We start from the raw sequence: 18,875 nt of genomic DNA on the forward strand, positions 1-18,875 counted from the left end.
CTTTTCAAAAAATTCCCTCCTATAACTATTTTAGAAATAGGGTATCGGGTTATGGGAACAGTTAATCTCTTTAACTAAATATTTTAAATATCAATAGAGATATCTGATTTTACAATTCCAATCCCTCTCATCCCTTCAATAGGTTCCATTTTCATAGCTACCCTAGAAGGAATCCAAGCTCCAGCCATCCCAATAAGAACAGGGCTTAAGCAGGTGATCAGCGGTAACCACAATTCCTTAATAGGAATTGGTCCATACATAAAATAGATAATTCCTAGTGAAATTAGTCCTCCAGCTAATCCTCCTAAAAATCCAATAGCCGCTCCTTCAATCAACACCATTAAACGAACATTTTTATTTTTCCACCCTAACGCTTTTAATAAGGAGATTTCGTTTCTACGTTCTTTTATATTTTGCCACAAAATTTCTGAAGTAGTTAATATGGAAATGATTAATGAAATTGCTACTGCAACATAATGTGGAGTGCCTACCTCTAACGATACATATTGACCTAACCAAGATGTATATAACACACCTTTTAAACGGAAAGAAACATAAATGAACAGAATTAACAACGAAGTAGGCAAAGCTATAGCAATGATAGAAACTAGATTTCGATTCAGTCTACCAATTACTGAATTGAAGACCATTGATAGTAACCCATTTGTTCTTAAAACCCTTTTCCTCAATACACTTATTTCACCTGTTCTCATTACGTGAGATGGTTGAATTTGATTAACTAAATGTATGGGACCTAAAGGGCCAATAATATAGATAAGCAATACAAAGAATGTAATCAAAAATGCTTGAGATATGGATAAAGCTGCTACATTTCTAAAGCCTAAAATCAATTGCACTAATAGAGTTACAAAAGTAACGATTACACCTATTAATAATGACTCCATCATTAGGATATTCTTTAATTGTCTTGGTTTCCATCCAATAGCAAGAAGTATAGCAAACTCCCTTTTTCTTGAAAGAAAGGAAACTAAACTGGTTGAGAATACATAAATCATGGCAACAAGAATATTACAAATAATGATCCCTGTGTATCCCAACTTGGTTTCCTGAAAAATATTAATAGCTGCTCCAATTTTAATCCAAGATTGTTCAATCCATCCAAGTGCCTCATGATTTCTCACCTTGGGGATATTGATTAATATGGGTTGGGGTGAAGACCCTAAAGTAATATCTGTCTCAAGGCCCGTTTGTTGCTCAATTTTTTTGGCTACTAATTTTAATTTTTCTTGGCTTTCTTCATTTAAAGTGTTGACATCCTTCACTTTAATTCGGATAGCAGAGATGGGATTATCACCTAAAATGTGTTTGGCTGCTTCGATAGTTGTTAACATAGTAGGCGGTTGCATTAGATAACCATATATATTAGAAGTAGGATTCATCGTCTTTGGTGGATTCACTGGCTGGTCTTTACTATTAAGAACCCATTTTGCAGAAGGACTTTTATACGTTTCCATAGGAAGTTCATTTTCAGGGTCCATTGAAACATCTAATTTTTTCGGATCATAAAACCCAATAAAATAGGGACTCAGTCTCGGATTGTTACGCATACTCAGATCTACCAATTGAGGCTTTCGGTAAGTAAAACTTTGATTAGTATTCGTTTTATCTTCATAAGGAATGACTTGAAATGCGTGATTCCATCTTTCAGGGAACGGGCTTTCAATAGACCGGTATTTAAGTGAACTAGTTTGTTCACGAAGTAAACTACTAAGATCGACGTTCGAACTACTGATTGATGATTTGGTGTTTCTCGTTTTAAGGTCTACCCCCGAAAGACTCTCCATTAATAGTTGATGACCCTCATTTGAATTGTATGAGAATTTTTTAGTTTCAATGGTGGGGAGTGTTTTTAAATATTCTTCTCCACCATTTTTTTCAATAACTTCTAGTGACTTTTGCCTAGTTTCCGAATCGCCGTAAGGAATATCTAATTTTTCTATTTTAAACTCGAATGTTTGATCCAAGAATGACTGGTTACTTATGATAACTGGAAAGATTGTTTCCTTGGCAGTTATCCCTTCAAATCCTAACTCACTTAAAGGATATGAATTGATCATATCGTCTTTTGAAAAATATTGACTTTTTCCATCGATAGGTAGCATTGCTTTATCAAGTCCTACAAGTTTAGCTTCTTGTACTGGATCGACGGCAGCTAAAAGAACATTTGTAAAACTAGAGAGATTTTCTTCAATACCAGTAATTCCATATTTCTTAGAAATATTTGGACTAGGTAAATCGTACATTCCCCTCGAAAAGTAGTGCTCATTTGTAGCTGACGAAGGGTTAAGGCCATTATAATCTGTTGTTGTTTCAGTTAGACGGTATATCCCCGGCTCCTTAACGTCCATTTTTTTAAAATTGGTTACGTAACCTGAAAAGCCAATCATACTAATAGGGGCCGCTGTTTCGATATCCGGAATACCCTTGATTTTTTCATAATCCTCTAAAGATATCCCACCGGCTAATCCACTTAGGTAATTAGGATCAAATAGATCAACTTGCTCCGTTATACTTTTTGTTCCTTTTGGCCGAACGACAATATCATAAGAAGCCTTCCATTTTTTCTGTAAAGAATTAATTACTGTTCCTTTATTCGTTTCGGACAGTCCAATTAATGTACTTAATCCTCCACTTATCAATAAGGCACCAATCATCATGAGAAAAAAACGTCGTTTCTGACGCATCCAATTTTTTAAAATAAAGGAAATCATATATTGCAACCTTCCCTGTCTTTTATTACGTATCCATCTTTCATTTCAATTACTCTTCCGGTTCGTTCTGCCAGCATGGGATCATGAGTTACTAGTATTACTCCGCATTTCTTCGTTTTGTTTAGATGCAGAAGCAGTTCAAAAATTTTGTTGCCTGTTTCCGTATCTAGATTCCCCGTCGGCTCATCTGCTAAAATCCAATCTGGATCTGCAATTAATGCACGAGCAATTGCAACACGCTGTTGTTGACCACCAGATAATTGAGAAGGAAATGAGTTTATTTTATCACCAAGTCCTACATGGTTTAAAAGTTCTTTTGCGCGGTCCATTTTATTAAAAGAAATTTTCCTTTTAAACAATGGAATCAATACATTTTCCAAAGCTGTTAGTGTTGGCAATAGGTGAAATTGCTGAAAGACGAATCCTATGTCTTTAAATCGAATGTCTGCTAAATCATCCGACCTTAAGTTACTAATAAGGTAATTATCAAACAAGACTTGTCCATTTGACGGATTATCCAAAGTTCCAATTATACTAAGCAAGGTAGATTTACCAGAACCAGAAGGCCCCATAATAGAAATAAATTCCCCCTTTTCAAAACTTATTGTAATATCACACAACGCTTTCGTCTCCACACCGTCTCCATGGTAATCTTTTGAAACCTTATTTAGAGAAATGTTTTTCAACAAGGGATTATGCCTCCTTAAAAATTTCATTAAAAATAAATAGACCTCTAAATTGTAAGAGGTCTTATAATCTACCGGCATTAATCATTTTAATTTATTTATTACTAAAATTACTTTTTAACAATTGCAGTATTCAAGCTTTTCTTGACAGATTGTACCGTCACGGGTATCAATCAGATATTGAACGTAGCCCTTTTCATTTCCTATCCCTTTACATTTTGAATATGTTATACAAGTTATTTCTAAACGAGTACCTCCTGAACATGGTACGTATTGTGGTTGAATTAATCCGGATAAAAATTTCATTGTAATTCCCCCTAAAATATAATATTTTGTTTGCCGGTAAAATTAATAATCTAGCAATTCTAAATTTAAAACTATAATTATATCCATATCTTATAAAATATGGTATTATATCAAATGATAATTGTCAATATTTACATTTTTACTCGTAGAGGTGGGAATTTGAAAAAAGAAGTCTTATCAATCATAAGTAAAATAATATGGAATAGTTGCAAGTGGAATTTTATACTTTTTATTATTTTAAAAGCTATTATAAGTTTTTTTCCTGTATTATCTATTTATCTTTTTCAGAAGTTAATCAACACAATAATGATTTATGCGCAAAAGAAAACTACTTTAGAAGAGATTATTTATCTTTTTATTCTTCAAATTTCAATAATAATAATATCTTTTGCTATAGACCATATATTAAATATCAATGACCAAATCATGGATAATAAAGTAAACTATTATACTAAGGAAAAGGTGATTGATAAAGTTAGTAAATTAGAATTTATAAAATTTGAAGACCCGGAAAATTATAATTACTTAACCAGAGTAATGGCAAATACTTCACAAATTAAAAGTTTTTTAACGAATACAGTAGGCCTAATAAGTTCATTTGTTAGTTTGGTGTCTATTATAATTCACTTATTTTCAATTAATTGGCTGATTGTAGTCATTTTGTTTATTGGAATAATTCCATATTTAATTGTTGAAATAAGATTTAGTAAAAAATATTTTAATCTTTTCACTGACCTTACTCCATTTGACAGAAAAGAAAGTTATCTATTTAACCTAAATACTAACCGTAATACACTTAAAGAAATAAAACTGTATAATGTTTTTGGATTTATTAAGGAAAAGTGGGAAAATATATTTTTTTATACTACTAAAAAAAGGGTTGAGTTAGCCAAAACAAAATCAAAACAAATTTTTTTTTCGGAATTTTTTATAACAGCAACTTATGCATTATGTGGATTTGTAATTTTAAAAGATTTACATAGGAGCTCAGCTTTAGCTGGAGGGTTAATTGCAACTCTACAATCAATTCAGTATTTACAGGGTGAACTTACAAAGAGTTCGCGGAATTTATCTCAAACTCATGAATCATACTTATTTATTGAGGACTATGTTAAATTTCTTACTAGTCCAGAGAAAGAGCCTAAATCACATATACCAATAAGTAAAATTATGAATATTAAAATAGATAATCTAAATTTCACATATCCAAATCAATTAATCCCTTCAATAAAAAATATTAATTTAGAAATTAATAGTCAAAAGAAAGTAGCAATTGTTGGGGAAAATGGTTGTGGAAAAACTACTTTAATTAAATGTATTACTGGTTTATATAATACGAATGATTCAATTAAAGTTAATGGATTACCACTAGATCAAATCAATCCATTAACTTATCAAGCAAGATTATCTGTTCTATTTCAAGATTTTATAAGGTATGATATGTCGGTTAGATTTAATATTGGAATTGGGAATGTAAATAATATAGACAATGAAATCCTTATAAAGGATGCTGCAAAGAAGGCAACCATCGATAATTATATAAATGGCCTGAGTAAAAAATATGATTCAATTTTAGGTCGATTTTTTGAAGGAGGTAATGAATTATCTGGGGGTCAATGGCAAAAGGTCGCAATTGCTAGATCTCTATTTCGTAACAGTGATTTAATAATATTAGATGAACCAACCGCAGCGCTGGATCCAATTTCGGAAGTTGAAATCATTAAAGATTTGTTCGATAAAAATAATCATTGTTCAATTATTTTTGTTACTCATCGTTTAGGAGCTGCCAGCTTAGCAGATGAAATCTTAGTTTTAAAAGAAGGCCAAGTAATTGAGAGAGGAAACCATCAAGAGTTACTCAATTTAAATGGAGAATACCATAAAATGTACATAGCCCAGTCAAGTTGGTATTCGACAAAGGAGGAATTAGTATCATACTAACTGTTTTATTTTATTTAGGTGAATTTTCATTAGGGTTAGTTTTTCTCTTTTCTGTCTTTGATAAAATAAAAAATACAGGAAGACATATTAATTCATTGAGAGAATACAGAATCTTATCAGAAAATCTGATTACAATTGGATTTACTTTAGTGATTCTTTTTGAAGTGATGATATCCTTTATTTTATTTTTTTGGCATTTAAATTTATTTATAGTTATTATATGTGGTGTTGTTCTCCTTCTATTCTCAATAGCTGTTATAAAAAATATTATAACTGGGAATACAAACATATCGTGTGGATGTGGTGGAATTCTGGAAAATGACACATTACATTTTGGTATAATTTATAGGAATATTTTTATGATATTGGTTATTTCTATCTTATTTATCGTTGAACATAACAATATTTTATTAAACATCACATTGTGGGTGAAATTGCTGATTTTTTTAACATCTATTAGTTTAATATTTATTATTATTATTATAGGAAAAGAATTTAACAGACTAATAACTAAAAGAAATGTAATTTTAAAATATTTTAACTGAAAGGTTCGTGAATATGTTTACTAATATAATACTCTCAATAGTTCTGTTAATATTAATAGTGGAATTGTATATAATCTATTTTATTATAAGATTTACTAGAACGTTTTTAGAAGAAATAAGAGGAATAAAGGGACTACAATTTGGCTCTTTACAGGTCGGGAATAATGCACCTTTATTTCGTGCGCTAGATTCAAATAAGCAGAAAATAGTTTTAAAAGATGAACTTATAAAAAATAAGGTCTTGATGTTATTTGTTAATACAGATTGTTCAACTTGTAGAGGGCTCATCGAGGATATCTCAAAAAACGAAATGGAATACACAGTGCCATTATTAATAATAAACAATGATACTTCTGACAATGATAATAATTTTATAAAGATATTAAACAACAAAGTTAATTATATAAAATCACTTCAAATTTTCTCTAGTTATCACGTAAATATTACACCGTTTTTTTTCTTGGTTAACATGAATGGAGAAATAGAGTCACTTGGAGAAATAAAATATTTTGAACAATTACTTGATCTATTATCACAAAATTCAAAAGTAGCTTCTTAATATAGTTTCATAGTGAGGTAGATTTCCTTAACTTATAAATCCGCATTTCCTGACGCTACCCCTATTCACGGAATATGAAACAAAAATTTTTGAATAGGCCTAAATTTATTTCTGTCTTTCTTTGCTAGTCACGCAGCTTAAAGCAACGATTTTTCTTCAGAAATAAGGACTTTAAAATCAAGATTAAAAGAAAAGATATAGAACTATTTTGGGCGGCAGCACTACGGTCTGATCAGAAAGGAAAAAGCACCCTTTCTGTCATTCCGTACGTGTCGCTTCGGCATTAAATGGACCGATAACCACGGACTGTACGGCTCACGCCTACATTCCGTAGGTTCCTGTTCCATTTACGGCTAACGCCGCCATACCGAACGAGCCGAACACCAGAAAATTAAAGGATTGAAAGATTAAAAACAAAAGGAGAGCAGCCGTTTCGGCTGCTTTTTATTGTTTATTTTTCCCTTTTGCCTTCCGAATCGTAAAACAACGCAAGCCTTCTAACCTTCGAGCCGGTAGGACACCCGAACCTTCCCGGCTAGAAGCTAAGAAGGCTAGTCAATCGGTCAAGGGGCAAAAAAGTTTTTTGCTTAAGGACGCTTCGCAACAGTAAAAAACTTTTTGTGCTAAGAGCGCCCTTGACCAATTGCCTATGCGTGTTTTTCATTCTACTTGCAAAAGGGGAAAAATAATCCCCCTTTGGGGAACACACCCCGCTTCGCAAGGCAAAAGAAAAAATGGAAAAGAAAAAAACAAAAAACAAAGGAGTTTTGAAAAATGGAATTAACGTCAATCTTTGAAGTTGTCCGAATCAAACAAGAAATTAAGGAATCCTCCGTCCCATTTGCCCTGTATCAAATTCGTTCACCGGAAGATGCTCAAAAATTAGCGGCCGCGCACATTGCAGATGAAGACAGAGAAGTATTTCTTGTTATGATGCTCAATACTAAAAATCAGGTGGTTGGGTTACATAGGGCGCATGTAGGAAGCTTGAACGCTAGCATAGTCCATCCTAGAGAGGTAATGAAATGCGCTATCATCAATAATGCGGCATCTATTATTGTCAGTCATCAGCACCCAAGCGGAGACCCAACACCGAGCAAAGAAGATATTGAAGTAACTAGGAGATTAGCGGAAGCCGGGAAAATTATAGGAGTCGAAGTCCTTGACCATGTGATTGTCACCCATACAGGAAAACACATCAGCCTTTATTTAACACCTCCACCTTTGTGAAGGATGGCAACAGGTTACTTGGCAAATTGGGGTCGGCCTCCAGCTAAACGCGGCAGGGACTACCCTTTGTAAGTGACGTTAATTCTTTAACTTTTTTGTAATTGAGCAACAGCATATAAAGCATTTTTATCATTTAAAATATCTCTAGGTTTATTGCCATCCCCAAGAATATACCCTTCAAATGAGATCCCCATAAAATCAAAGATATACTGAAATTGTTGAATCATTGGCAAGCCCTTTACGTATGGATCATCCCCGCCAACCGCAATTACATACGCCTTTTTTTGTGCCAGTTGCTTTTTGAAATCAGGGTAATTTGCAAACAACTGATCACATTTAAAATGGCCGCAGAAAATTTAAACTTTACACAAACGGCAAAACTCTTAAACTTTGCGCAATCAAGTGTAACAGCTCAAATAAAAGCCCTTGAATCTGAGGTAGGAAAACCTTTGTTTGAACGTCTAGGGAAGCGGCTAATATGGACAGAGGCTGGCCGCCAGTTTAAAGCTTATACGGAAAAAATGATTCGATTAAGTGAGGAAGCTAAGTTGATCGTAAATGGGGGAGAAGACCAGAAAGGTACCTTGCTAATCGGGGCACAGGAAAGTCAATGTACCTACCGGCTTCCATCGATTTTAAAAGAATTTAAGACGCAGTTCCCGAAGGTTAAGCTTGTCTTTAAACCGGCACATTCAGATGAAATGGCGAGGGAGCATCTAATAGCCGGGCTGCTTGATGTGGCTTTTATTATGGATACACGTAAGTCTGGTGATTCGCTGGAAATAGAATCTCTAATCAAGGAGGAACTACTGATCGTTGCATCATCCACCCATCCTTTATTGGAGAAATCAACAGCTTTTCCGGAAGATTTTGAACATGAAACAATTTTGCTTACAGAAACCGGCTGCTCTTACCGTACCATTTTTGAAGATTTTTTCCGCTCAGCGGGTGTATATCCATTAAATAAAATAGAATTTGGAAGTATTGAAGCGATTAAACAATGCGTAATAGCCGGACTGGGCATCGCGTTGTTACCGAAGATGGCAGTAGAAACAGATTTAAGAATGGGAAGAGTGAAGGAGATAGGATGGGAAAATACCGCAGCTCCAATCTATACGCAAATAGCCTGGCATAAGGACAAATGGATGACACCTCCATTAGAGGCTTTTATTGAATTAACGTGAAAAACTTTTAAAAATTATTAATTCAACTAGTATACCTGTATAATAAAATTAAACCGTTGGAAGGAGTAAGACCCTCAATGCGTTATTTATTGATCTTGATTATTGCGATTCCTGCTGCAGAAATAGGGTTACTCCTTTTTTCAGGCAAAACAATTGGCGTTTGGCCGACCCTATTACTCATTATATTGACGGGCGTAATTGGTGCATATTTAGCAAAGAGAGAAGGCTTGCAAACGATTCGGAGGGCCCAGGAGCAGCTGCGAAGTGGTCAAATTCCAGGTGAAGCTGTTTTAGATGGAATTTGTATATTATTAGGCGGAATACTTCTACTAATACCGGGTTTCGTTACAGACATAGGTGGCTTTTTCATGCTATTCCCGCCAACAAGACGAGTCATTAAATTTTTCATGTTGAATTTACTAAGGAAGAAGATTCAAAAAGGGAATATAAAAATTATAAAGTAAAAACGTCAATCCGCTTTTATTCGGGAGTTGGCGTTTTTTACTTTTGCTAGTTGCGTAGGCTTCATGAAGGCCAAATGGCCCGGCTATTAAGTGGGACTAGTCCTTCATCGGCTTCATGAAGGCCAAATCGCCCGGTTTTCAAGTGGGATTAGTCCTTCATCGGCTTCATGAAGGCCAAATGGCTCGTTTTTTAAGTCGGATTAGTCCTTCATCGGCTTCATGAAGGCCAAATCGCCCGGTTTTTAAGTGGGATTAGTCCTTCATCGGCTTCATGAAGGCCAAATCGCCCGGTTTTTAAGTGGGATTAGTCCTTCATCTGCAATATAAGAAAAAGGCTCCTTTTATCTGATATCCAACTTTTTCATTCGATACTGCAAACTTTGCCGGCTTAGCCCCAGCAATCCTGCTGTCCGCGAAATATTGAAGTCATTTTTTTTAAGGACATGCTCAATATAGGTTTTTTCAAATAGCTCTATTTGATCTTTCAATGGGATGGAAACATCTGAATGTTCCTTAATGAACGTATCAACAGTTGAATGCGGGAGCATTCTTTCTTTTATTTGCATTTTACTTCGATATTGGAACGGTAAATGTGAATACATAATCACTTCTTCATCCATCATAATGTTCATTGCCGCTTCGATGATATGCTCGAGTTCACGGACATTTCCGTGCCAATCATACTCGAGAAACGACTGACTGACCTCTTCGTGAAGCCCCTTCACATTCATTTGGAAGCGTTCATTATATTTTTCAATAAAATGTTGAACGAGTAAGTGGATATCTTCTTTACGATCCCTTAATGGTGGAATAAAGATGGTCACAACACCGAGACGGTAATAAAGATCTTTTCGTAAATGATTGTTGGCAATGGCATCAATTGGATCCTCATTGATATTAGCTATAACACGCACATCAACGGGGGTGTCCTTCGTATCACCGATGCGTCTAATCGTTTTCTCCTGTAGGACACGAAGCAACTTTGCCTGAAGATTTAAATTTAATGAGTTAATTTCATCAAGCAGCAATGTGCCCCCATTTGCTTGTTCAAATAATCCAGGTGTATCAACTGCACCTGTAAAAGCACCGCGCTTTGTACCAAAGAGGAGACTTTCAATTAAATTATCAGGCAGGGCGGCACAGTTTTGTGAGATAAATGGAGCTGAAAATCGATCGCTGGCATTATGGATACTTTGAGCAAAAAGCTCTTTCCCTGTCCCAGTCTCCCCGACGACCAACACATAGGAGGAGGTGCGGGTTGCCCGCTTTGCCCCTTCGATCACGTCCTTCATGACGGGGCTGCAGCCAATAATACTATCAAAAGTAAACCTAGGTGTGTCTTTACTGCTACTATTTCCTTTTATTAACTTTTCTAATTTTGTTACATCATTTGCTATCTCCACAGCCCCTTGGATTTTTCCATCCTGGAAAATAGGAATCGTATTGTTAATCGTAGTAATTTCCCGGCTCTTGTTATTAAAATAAGTTTGCTTCACATTACTGGTCTTTTTGCCTTCTTGTAAGGCTTGGACGAGAGTACTGGATTGATCATCTTTAAACATAAACACATCTAAGAGATTTTTATTAAGGACATCTTGGATATCCATTGATTCCATATGCATCATTTTCTTGTTATAGATGATCGTCTTTCCTGTTTCATCTACTGCATGAATGCCTACATCCACTTCGTCCAAAATCTGTTTGTACATCTGATTGATATATTGCAGATACTGGATGGATTTTTTTGAATTTTCCATGGTGACTTCATTCCCTTTGTTTAGTTCCATTATCACCTATTTAAACAAAATAAACGTTTTAATGCAAAATATTTTTGCGTTTCTAAGAAAAATAACTTTTTTGCGCAAAAATTCGTGGCGCTAAATATGCCGGGAATGCTAGTAAACTGCAAAAAATGAAGTTGGCACGAAACTTGCAAAAATAATAGTGAATAATCTTAAGGGGGAATTCAGGTGCAACCTTATACACATGAACCATTTACAAATTTTACGGAAGAAAAAAATATTAAAGCATTTAAAGATGCATTAGCATATGTCCAAACACAGCTTGGCAAAGATTATCCCGTTATGATTGACGGTGAAGCGGTGACAACAGAAGAAAAAATCATTTCCATTAATCCAGCTAATAAAGAGGAGATTATTGGAAGCGTTTCAATGGCGGATCAAGAGTTAGCTGAAAAAGCAATGCAAGCAGCCTTAACCGCCTTTGAATCCTGGAAGAAATGGAAGCCGGAACACCGGGCGAATATTTTATTCCGTGCCGCTGCCATCATGCGCCGCCGGAAACATGAATTTTCAAGCTATCTTGTGAAAGAAGCCGGAAAGCCGTGGAAAGAAGCGGACGCAGATACGGCAGAAGCGATTGATTTTATAGAGTATTATGGTCGGCAAATGCTGAAGATCAAAGAAGGTGTTCCAGTAAACAGCCGTACAGGAGAATTCAATCAATTCCACTATATTCCACTTGGTGTGGGTGTCATCATTTCACCTTTTAACTTTCCATTAGCCATCATGGCAGGAACAACCATTGCAGCGATCGTTTCAGGGAATACAGTCCTCTTGAAGCCTGCAAATTCAACACCTGTGATTGCCGCAAAGTTTGTTGAGTTGATGACAGAAGCCGGTCTTCCGAAGGGTGTATTAAACTTTGTACCCGGAAGCGGTGCAGAAATTGGTGATTATCTTGTGGACCATCCGAAAACACGATTTGTATCGTTTACAGGTTCGCGTGAAGTGGGCTGCCGCATTAATGAACGTGCGGCGAAAGTTCATCCGGGACAAATTTGGATCAAGCGTGTTATTGCGGAAATGGGCGGTAAAGACACAATGGTCGTCGACAATCAAGCTGATTTAGATTTAGCCGCCTCTTCCATCGTCTATGCTGCCTTTGGATTCTCGGGTCAAAAATGTTCAGCGGGTTCACGCGCTGTCATTCACCAAGACGTTTATGATGAAGTACTAGAAAAGGCTGTCGCCTTAACAAAAACCCTCACAATAGGTAACCCTGAAGAGGCAGAAAACTATATGGGACCGGTAATTGATGAAAAGTCATTCAAGAAGATTATGAATTATATTGAAGTAGGCAAACAAGAAGGCAGATTAATGACTGGCGGTGAAGGGGATGATTCAAAGGGATACTTCATTCAGCCGACTATTTTTGCTTATTTAGATGAAAACTCACGCTTAATGCAGGAAGAAATCTTTGGACCAGTTGTGGCTTTTTGCAAGGCTCGTGACTTTGACCATATGATGGAAATTGCGAATAACACTGATTACGGGTTAACAGGAGCATTGATTTCAAATAACCGTGAACATATCGAGCGGGCACGAGAGGAATTCCATGTAGGGAATCTTTACTTTAATCGTGTTTGTACCGGTGCCATTGTCGGTTATCAGCCATTTGGCGGCTTTAATATGTCTGGAACCGATTCAAAAGCAGGCGGCCCAGATTATTTACTGCTTCATATGCAAGCTAAAACAACATCTGAAACACTATAAATTGATGATGACACCCTGGTTGAAGGTTTCTTTTGCCAGGGTAAATAGAGGGAGGAAAACAAAATGACTATGACAACCAAAACAACTGAAATCATCGAACAAACACAAAAATTTGGTGCAAATAACTATCATCCGCTGCCAATTGTAATCGCTAAAGCAGAGGGAGTATGGGTTGAAAGTCCTGAAGGTAACCGTTATATGGATATGCTTAGCGCCTATTCCGCGGTGAACCAAGGGCATCGCCATCCAAAGATCATTCAAGCCCTAAAAGACCAAGCGGATAAAGTAACACTAACATCTCGTGCATTCCATAACGACCAGCTTGGCCCATGGTATGAAAAAGTCTCTCAGTTAACGAATAAAGAAATGGTTCTCCCAATGAATACAGGTGCCGAAGCGGTTGAAACAGCGTTGAAGGCAGCACGGCGCTGGGGGTATGACGTGAAAGGAATCGCGGAAGATCAAGCGGAAATTATTGCTTGTAACGGGAACTTCCATGGCAGAACGATGGGGGCTGTTTCACTTTCCTCTGATCCGGATTATAAACGCGGCTTTGGCCCAATGTTACCGGGCATTAACTTAATTCCATATGGTGATCTTGAAGCATTAAAGGCAGCCATCACACCAAATACTGCTGCCTTCTTAATGGAACCAATTCAGGGTGAAGCAGGAATCATTTTACCACCTGAAGGATTTTTAAAAGCAGCGTCTGACCTATGTAAAGAAAACAACGTGTTATTCATTGCTGACGAAATTCAAGTGGGTTTGGCGCGTACTGGAAAAATGTTTGCATGTGATTGGGAAAATGTTGAGCCAGATATGTTGATTTTAGGAAAAGCGCTCGGCGGCGGAGTGTTCCCAATTTCTTGCGTGGTGGCGAATGCTGATGTTCTAGGTGTATTTAATCCAGGCTCACATGGGTCGACTTTTGGCGGAAATCCACTGGCATGTGCCGTATCCCTTGCAGCATTAGATGTGCTTGAGGAAGAGAAATTAGCTGAACGCTCCCTTGAATTAGGGAAGTATTTTCTTAATCAATTAAAAACAATCAATAACCCAATGATTAAAGATGTTAGGGGCAAAGGCCTGTTCATCGGTGTTGAATTGACAGAGGAAGCAAGGCCATTTTGTGAGCAATTAAAAGAGGAAGGGTTACTCTGTAAAGAAACGCATGATACAGTGATTCGTTTTGCACCGCCATTAATTATTTCAAAAGAAGAAATCGATTGGGCGATCGAGAAAATTAAAAAGGTCCTTTCCTAGTTTTTTAAAAGACGTGCACTTATTTTATTCTATAAATTCCACGAGGTGTCTTTCATGACGGTTACTACGGCTGAACTTAACAATTTGGAAAAAGATCAACAAAAAGAGGAAGAATCATTAAATTTATTCTACTCTACGCAAACGGTTATCCAAAAGGCATTAAATAAATTGGGCTATACGAACGAAATGTATGAACTATTAAAAGATCCTATCAGATTATTGACCGTTCGTATTCCCGTTCGAATGGATGATGGCTCGGTACAAATTTTTACAGGCTATCGTTCTCAGCATAATGATGCCGTCGGCCCAACAAAGGGTGGCGTTCGCTTTCATCCAGAAGTAAATGAAGAAGAAGTAAAAGCTTTGTCCATTTGGATGACCTTAAAGTGTGGAATCACTGATCTTCCTTATGGAGGCGGAAAAGGTGGAATTATCTGTGACCCACGAAAAATGTCCTTTAGAGAGCTTGAAAGATTAAGCCGTGGATATGTCCGCGCGATTAGCCAAATTGTCGGTCCTTCAAAGGATATTCCGGCACCAGATGTGTATACCAATTCGCAGATAATGGCGTGGATGATGGATGAATATAGCCGATTACGTGAATTCGACTCACCGGGATTTATCACGGGAAAACCAATTGTTTTGGGGGGCTCGCAAGGCCGGGAAACGGCGACTGCTGCTGGAGTAACCATTTGTATTGAAGAAGCAGTGAAGAAAAAGGGGATGGAGTTAAAAGGTGCACGTGTGGTCATTCAAGGTTTTGGCAATGCAGGTAGCTTTTTAGCGAAGTTTCTACATGATGCCGGGGCAAAAGTCGTTGCTGTTTCGGATGTTTACGGCGGTGTGTATGATCCGAATGGGCTTGATATCAATTATTTGTTAGATAGAAGGGATAGCTTCGGTACATTCTCTCAACTGTTTAAAGATACGATTACAAATCAAGAATTACTTGAGTTAGAGTGTGACATTCTTGTTCCTGCAGCGATTTCAAACCAAATTACGGCTAAGAATGCGGCAAATATTAAAGCCTCGATTATCGTGGAGGCAGCGAATGGACCAACAACACTTGAAGCAACCAGTATCTTAACAGAACGTGGAGTCCTCCTTGTCCCTGATATTTTGGCGAGTGCCGGCGGAGTAACCGTTTCTTATTTTGAGTGGGTGCAAAATAATCAAGGCTATTATTGGTCGGAAGAAGAAGTTCATCAAAAATTAGCCAAGGTCATGATTGAGTCTTTTGAAAATATTTATCAAACAGCTGCTGCTCATCAGGTGGATATGCGGTTAGCCGCCTATATGACAGGGATAAAAAAAGCAGCAGAAGCTTCCCGATTCCGTGGCTGGGTGTAAAGATATTTTTGCAAGAACCCAGCGCTAAAAAAAACATCCTTTCCATTCGGAGGGGATGTTTTTTTTGCGGTGTATGTGCAAAAAGTTTAATGAAGATGCAAAAAATATTGGCAGCTTTCGTCAAAATATGTTCACAATTAAGCAAGTATTGTTTGGCACGGAAATTGCATTATTATTTTGTGAATTTAGGGATAATTTAGAAAGAAGTAGTTGTTGCTTAATGTCGAATATTGTCTTATTCTTTCTTATACAGAGGAAGACTGAAAGCACTACTTGTGAAAAGAATTATCCTATTCAACACTTTTTTAATGGAAGCGCATTCTTTTTGGGGGAAAAGGGGGAAACTTAATGAATCTACAAGAATCTAATTCAACACATGAATTAAAACGAACAATGAAGTCAAGACATTTATTTATGATCTCTTTAGGAGGGGTTATCGGATCAGGTCTTTTCTTAGGGTCAGGTTATACGATTTCTCATGCAGGACCAGCCGGTGCCATCCTTTCTTATATCGTTGGCGGCTTCATCATGTTTTTGACGATGCTTTGCCTTGGTGAAATGTCGGTGGCAATGCCAGTCTCCGGCTCGTTTCAAACCTATACGACGAAATTTATTGGCCCAGGAACTGGATTTGCCCTTGGATGGCTTTATTGGTTAGGGTGGGCTGTGACGGTTGCACTGGAATTACTATCTGCGGGGCAGTTAATGCAAAGATGGTTTCCTAATTCTCCGATTTGGATCTGGTGTGCGATATTTGCCATCGTTCTATTTGCCCTAAATGCACTTTCAGCTCGTGCGTTTGGTGAGGCTGAATTTTGGTTCTCAAGTATTAAAATTTTTGCTATCATAGCGTTTATTGTATTAGGTGGAGCTGCCATGTTTGGGTTTATTCACATGAAAGGCGGCCAGCCGGCGCCATTTATGACGAATTTCACCGCACACGGCCTCTTGCCACATGGGATAACAGCCTTACTAATCACGATGATTACCGTAAACTTTTCGTTCCAAGGTACAGAATTAATTGGGATCGCCGCGGGAGAAAGTGAAGAGCCTGAAAAAACGATTCCAAAGTCGATTAAACAAACCGTTTGGCGGACTCTTTTCTTCTTTGTATTAGCCATCTTTGTTTTATCAGGTTTAATACCAACGGAAAAAGCTGGAGTAATTGAAAGCCCATTCGTAGTGGTATTTGATAGTATTGGAATCCCATATGCAGCAGATATTATGAACTTTGTTGTTTTAACAGCATTACTTTCTGTGGCGAACTCTGGTCTCTATGCTGCAACCCGGATGTTGTATGCCATGGGAAGGGAGAAAATGGCTAGTCCCCTACTAACGAAGGTATCGAAAAGAGGAGTTCCTGTTAATGCCCTTATTTTAACTATTGGAATTGCCCTATTATCACTATTATCAAGTGTAGTAGCTGCTAGTACTGTGTTTGTATGGCTTATTTCTGTCGCGGGACTAGGTGCGCAAGTTGGCTGGATTTCCATCACCGCTTCACAAATTGCCTTCCGCAGGAAATTCATTCGTGAAGGCGGAAAAGTGGAAGACCTTAAATTCAGAACACCGTTATTCCCATTCCTGCCAATCCTGGGATTAACGTTAAACATTATCGTCCTACTCAGCTTAGCATTTGATTCTGAGCAGCGAGTTGCACTGTATTGCGGAGTTCCATTTGTCATTGCCTGCTATTTAATTTATCACTTTAAAATCAAAAAGAATCGTGAGCAGGACGATTTGGGAGAACAGGAACTTCAACTACAATCCGATAAAAAGATGATTATATAAACTTTTAAAAAAACGCTTGGGCTCAAGCGTTTTTCTTTTTTAATAAGCAAGGGAATTGGAAGACTATGTTAAAATGGAGACGTAAATTAATGGAAAATATAGGGGGTGAACGGTAATGAACGGTTTTTTATATGCTGCGTATGCGGTAATATTGGCTATTGTCTCCATTTATACTGGTGAGATCGTAACTTTTGTCATGCTTGGTTTTATTCTCATAAGCTTACAAAATATCAATTCAACATTAAAGAAAGTGGTTGAAGCCACTAAATCAAAGGATTAATATAAAAAGGTGTTTGGTAGAGGTGGTCAATTATCTGGGGGTATGGATACTAACAGAATAGGTACAAAAACTAATCAAACAATTGATTGAATGGCAAGAGACCCTGGTATGACTGGTCTGGTAAAACTAATCAAACAATTGGTTAAACCGAGGGACACTTGGAATGACAAACAAGGTTACCTAATTAAACGTTTGATTAATTTATTTTAAAATAAAGCGCAAGAACCGTCCCCTGCTTCCACTGCTACAAATTGTACATTATTATTGAATCAAGGTGAACATCATATGATAGACAAACAGAAGAAAATTCCTTCGTTAGCGTCAAATTCAGTCCGTCTGGCTGTATTGTTGGCGATAGTTGGTGGCTTTTTAGATGCGTATACTTTCGTAAGCAGAGATGGAGTATTTGCAAATGCCCAGACAGGGAATATCGTTTTATTTGCGGTAAAAGTGGCGAATGGGGAGTGGAAAAGTTCTCTCCTTTATATTGTTCCCATTTCAGCTTTTATTCTGGGGGTTTTAGTATCCGAGGTAGTGAAGCTTCCTCAGATAAGGCAAGCTTTGCATAGCTATAGACGTTCGATCCTTATTTTGGAATGCGTGGTATTGGTTGTTGTCGGTATTTTGCCGAGTGGTGCCCCGAATTTAGCGGTAACGGTAAGTATTTCATTTGTATCATCATTGCAAATCTCTACATTCAATAAACTTGATAAGTGGGCATATAACTCGACGATGACAACAGGCAACCTTCGAACCGCAACACAAGCAGCATATGCGGCATTTATTGAACATAATCCGGAAGCAAAGAAGAAGTTTAAAGAATTCAACGGCATTATTCTTTCCTTTTTATTTGGTGCTTTAACCGGGACAGTGACCACCACTTATATAGGGAATGCATCTATTTGGATTGCATCAGGATTTTTAGTGATTGCTCTTGTTTTATATCATAGGGATAGAGGATATATAAGAAGTCCCATTACGTTAAAATGATCATTAGAGCTCAATAATGAAGGACAATTCTTTTGATTT

The 18,875-nt window shown here is 37.1% G+C and carries 15 protein-coding genes and 1 pseudogene; 12 read left to right on the top strand and 4 right to left on the bottom strand.

The window, feature by feature from the left end; all coding sequences use genetic code 11:
- Window positions 1–83 precede the first annotated feature (83 nt).
- Together RCG19_RS10770 and RCG19_RS10775 are read right to left on the bottom strand one after the other, a co-directional pair.
- Entirely contained in the window at window positions 84–2,732 is a 2,649-nt protein-coding gene (locus RCG19_RS10770; protein WP_308110771.1) for an ABC transporter permease, read from the bottom strand.
- Window positions 2,729–3,421 carry an ABC transporter ATP-binding protein gene (locus tag RCG19_RS10775; protein ID WP_308110772.1) on the bottom strand — a complete coding sequence of 231 codons (693 nt, stop codon included), beginning with the start codon at window positions 3,419–3,421 and terminating at the stop codon, window positions 2,729–2,731. The genes RCG19_RS10770 and RCG19_RS10775 overlap by 4 nt, the downstream gene beginning before the upstream one ends.
- Before the next feature lie 462 nt (window positions 3,422–3,883).
- Between RCG19_RS10775 and RCG19_RS10780 the strand changes: the two genes are divergently transcribed.
- From RCG19_RS10780 to RCG19_RS10790, 4 genes are all read left to right on the top strand, one after another.
- Window positions 3,884–5,665 carry an ABC transporter ATP-binding protein gene (locus RCG19_RS10780; RefSeq protein ID WP_308110773.1) on the top strand — a complete coding sequence of 594 codons (1,782 nt, stop codon included), beginning with the start codon at window positions 3,884–3,886 and terminating at the stop codon, window positions 5,663–5,665.
- Window positions 5,629–6,210: a MauE/DoxX family redox-associated membrane protein gene (locus RCG19_RS23725; protein ID WP_374049594.1), complete on the top strand. Its 582-nt coding sequence runs from the start codon at window positions 5,629–5,631 to the stop codon at window positions 6,208–6,210. The genes RCG19_RS10780 and RCG19_RS23725 overlap by 37 nt, the downstream gene beginning before the upstream one ends.
- Window positions 6,211–6,223: 13 nt before the next feature.
- Entirely contained in the window at window positions 6,224–6,769 is a 546-nt protein-coding gene (locus RCG19_RS10785) for a redoxin domain-containing protein (RefSeq protein ID WP_308110774.1), read from the top strand.
- A 774-nt stretch (window positions 6,770–7,543) separates the two neighbouring features.
- A complete protein-coding gene (locus RCG19_RS10790; RefSeq protein WP_308110775.1) occupies window positions 7,544–7,999 on the top strand; it encodes a JAB domain-containing protein in 456 nt (151 codons plus the stop codon).
- An 86-nt stretch (window positions 8,000–8,085) separates the two neighbouring features.
- Here the strand turns inward: RCG19_RS10790 and RCG19_RS10795 are convergent.
- A pseudogene (locus tag RCG19_RS10795) lies at window positions 8,086–8,313 on the bottom strand (flavodoxin family protein); the annotation flags it as partial.
- 27 nt (window positions 8,314–8,340) lie between these two features.
- On the opposite strand from RCG19_RS10795, the gene RCG19_RS10800 reads away from it, so the two are divergent.
- Both RCG19_RS10800 and RCG19_RS10805 read left to right on the top strand, forming a co-directional pair.
- The gene (locus RCG19_RS10800; protein ID WP_308110776.1) at window positions 8,341–9,183 is read left to right on the top strand and encodes a LysR family transcriptional regulator; all 843 of its coding nucleotides are present in this window, start codon (window positions 8,341–8,343) and stop codon (window positions 9,181–9,183) included.
- A 77-nt stretch (window positions 9,184–9,260) separates the two neighbouring features.
- Window positions 9,261–9,647 (top strand): FxsA family protein, encoded by a 387-nt coding sequence (locus tag RCG19_RS10805; protein WP_308110777.1) that lies wholly within the window; start codon window positions 9,261–9,263, stop codon window positions 9,645–9,647.
- 341 nt (window positions 9,648–9,988) lie between these two features.
- Here RCG19_RS10805 and RCG19_RS10810 read toward each other — a convergent pair whose 3' ends face one another.
- Complete coding sequence (locus RCG19_RS10810; RefSeq protein ID WP_308110778.1) at window positions 9,989–11,404, bottom strand: sigma-54 interaction domain-containing protein; 1,416 nt, start codon at window positions 11,402–11,404, stop codon at window positions 9,989–9,991.
- A gap of 213 nt (window positions 11,405–11,617) precedes the next feature.
- On the opposite strand from RCG19_RS10810, the gene pruA reads away from it, so the two are divergent.
- The 6 genes from pruA to RCG19_RS10840 all read left to right on the top strand — a co-directional run bounded on the left by pruA (window position 11,618) and on the right by RCG19_RS10840 (window position 18,836).
- Complete coding sequence (gene pruA / locus RCG19_RS10815) at window positions 11,618–13,162, top strand: L-glutamate gamma-semialdehyde dehydrogenase (RefSeq protein WP_308110779.1); 1,545 nt, start codon at window positions 11,618–11,620, stop codon at window positions 13,160–13,162.
- Window positions 13,163–13,231: 69 nt separating this feature from the next.
- Window positions 13,232–14,425 (top strand): ornithine--oxo-acid transaminase, encoded by a 1,194-nt coding sequence (locus tag RCG19_RS10820; RefSeq protein ID WP_374049612.1) that lies wholly within the window; start codon window positions 13,232–13,234, stop codon window positions 14,423–14,425.
- A gap of 54 nt (window positions 14,426–14,479) precedes the next feature.
- Window positions 14,480–15,775, top strand: coding sequence for a Glu/Leu/Phe/Val family dehydrogenase (locus RCG19_RS10825; protein ID WP_308110781.1), 1,296 nt, complete (start codon window positions 14,480–14,482; stop codon window positions 15,773–15,775).
- A gap of 348 nt (window positions 15,776–16,123) precedes the next feature.
- Window positions 16,124–17,566: an amino acid permease gene (locus RCG19_RS10830; protein ID WP_308110782.1), complete on the top strand. Its 1,443-nt coding sequence runs from the start codon at window positions 16,124–16,126 to the stop codon at window positions 17,564–17,566.
- Between the two features lie 115 nt (window positions 17,567–17,681).
- Window positions 17,682–17,846 carry a hypothetical protein gene (locus tag RCG19_RS10835; RefSeq protein WP_166243412.1) on the top strand — a complete coding sequence of 55 codons (165 nt, stop codon included), beginning with the start codon at window positions 17,682–17,684 and terminating at the stop codon, window positions 17,844–17,846.
- A 285-nt stretch (window positions 17,847–18,131) separates the two neighbouring features.
- On the top strand, window positions 18,132–18,836 hold the full coding sequence (locus tag RCG19_RS10840) for a YoaK family protein (protein ID WP_308110783.1): 705 nt from the start codon (window positions 18,132–18,134) through the stop codon (window positions 18,834–18,836).
- The last annotated feature ends 39 nt before the right edge of the window (window positions 18,837–18,875 follow it).

It is taken from the genome of Neobacillus sp. OS1-2 (assembly GCF_030915505.1).
Taxonomy (GTDB): domain Bacteria; phylum Bacillota; class Bacilli; order Bacillales; family Cytobacillaceae; genus Neobacillus.

Bases quoted from the DNA above. Each gene is read 5' to 3' on its own strand.
- RCG19_RS10770 (WP_308110771.1), bottom strand. From the start codon at position 2,732: ATGATTTCCTTTATTTTAAAAAATTGGATGCGTCAGAAACGACGTTTT.
- RCG19_RS10785 (WP_308110774.1), top strand. From the start codon at position 6,224: ATGTTTACTAATATAATACTCTCAATAGTTCTGTTAATATTAATAGTG.
- RCG19_RS10790 (WP_308110775.1), top strand. From the start codon at position 7,544: ATGGAATTAACGTCAATCTTTGAAGTTGTCCGAATCAAACAAGAAATT.
- RCG19_RS10800 (WP_308110776.1), top strand. From the start codon at position 8,341: ATGGCCGCAGAAAATTTAAACTTTACACAAACGGCAAAACTCTTAAAC.
- RCG19_RS10805 (WP_308110777.1), top strand. From the start codon at position 9,261: ATGCGTTATTTATTGATCTTGATTATTGCGATTCCTGCTGCAGAAATA.
- RCG19_RS10810 (WP_308110778.1), bottom strand. From the start codon at position 11,404: ATGGAAAATTCAAAAAAATCCATCCAGTATCTGCAATATATCAATCAG.
- RCG19_RS10820 (WP_374049612.1), top strand. From the start codon at position 13,232: ATGACAACCAAAACAACTGAAATCATCGAACAAACACAAAAATTTGGT.
- RCG19_RS10825 (WP_308110781.1), top strand. From the start codon at position 14,480: ATGACGGTTACTACGGCTGAACTTAACAATTTGGAAAAAGATCAACAA.
- RCG19_RS10830 (WP_308110782.1), top strand. From the start codon at position 16,124: ATGAATCTACAAGAATCTAATTCAACACATGAATTAAAACGAACAATG.
- RCG19_RS10835 (WP_166243412.1), top strand. From the start codon at position 17,682: ATGAACGGTTTTTTATATGCTGCGTATGCGGTAATATTGGCTATTGTC.
- RCG19_RS10840 (WP_308110783.1), top strand. From the start codon at position 18,132: ATGATAGACAAACAGAAGAAAATTCCTTCGTTAGCGTCAAATTCAGTC.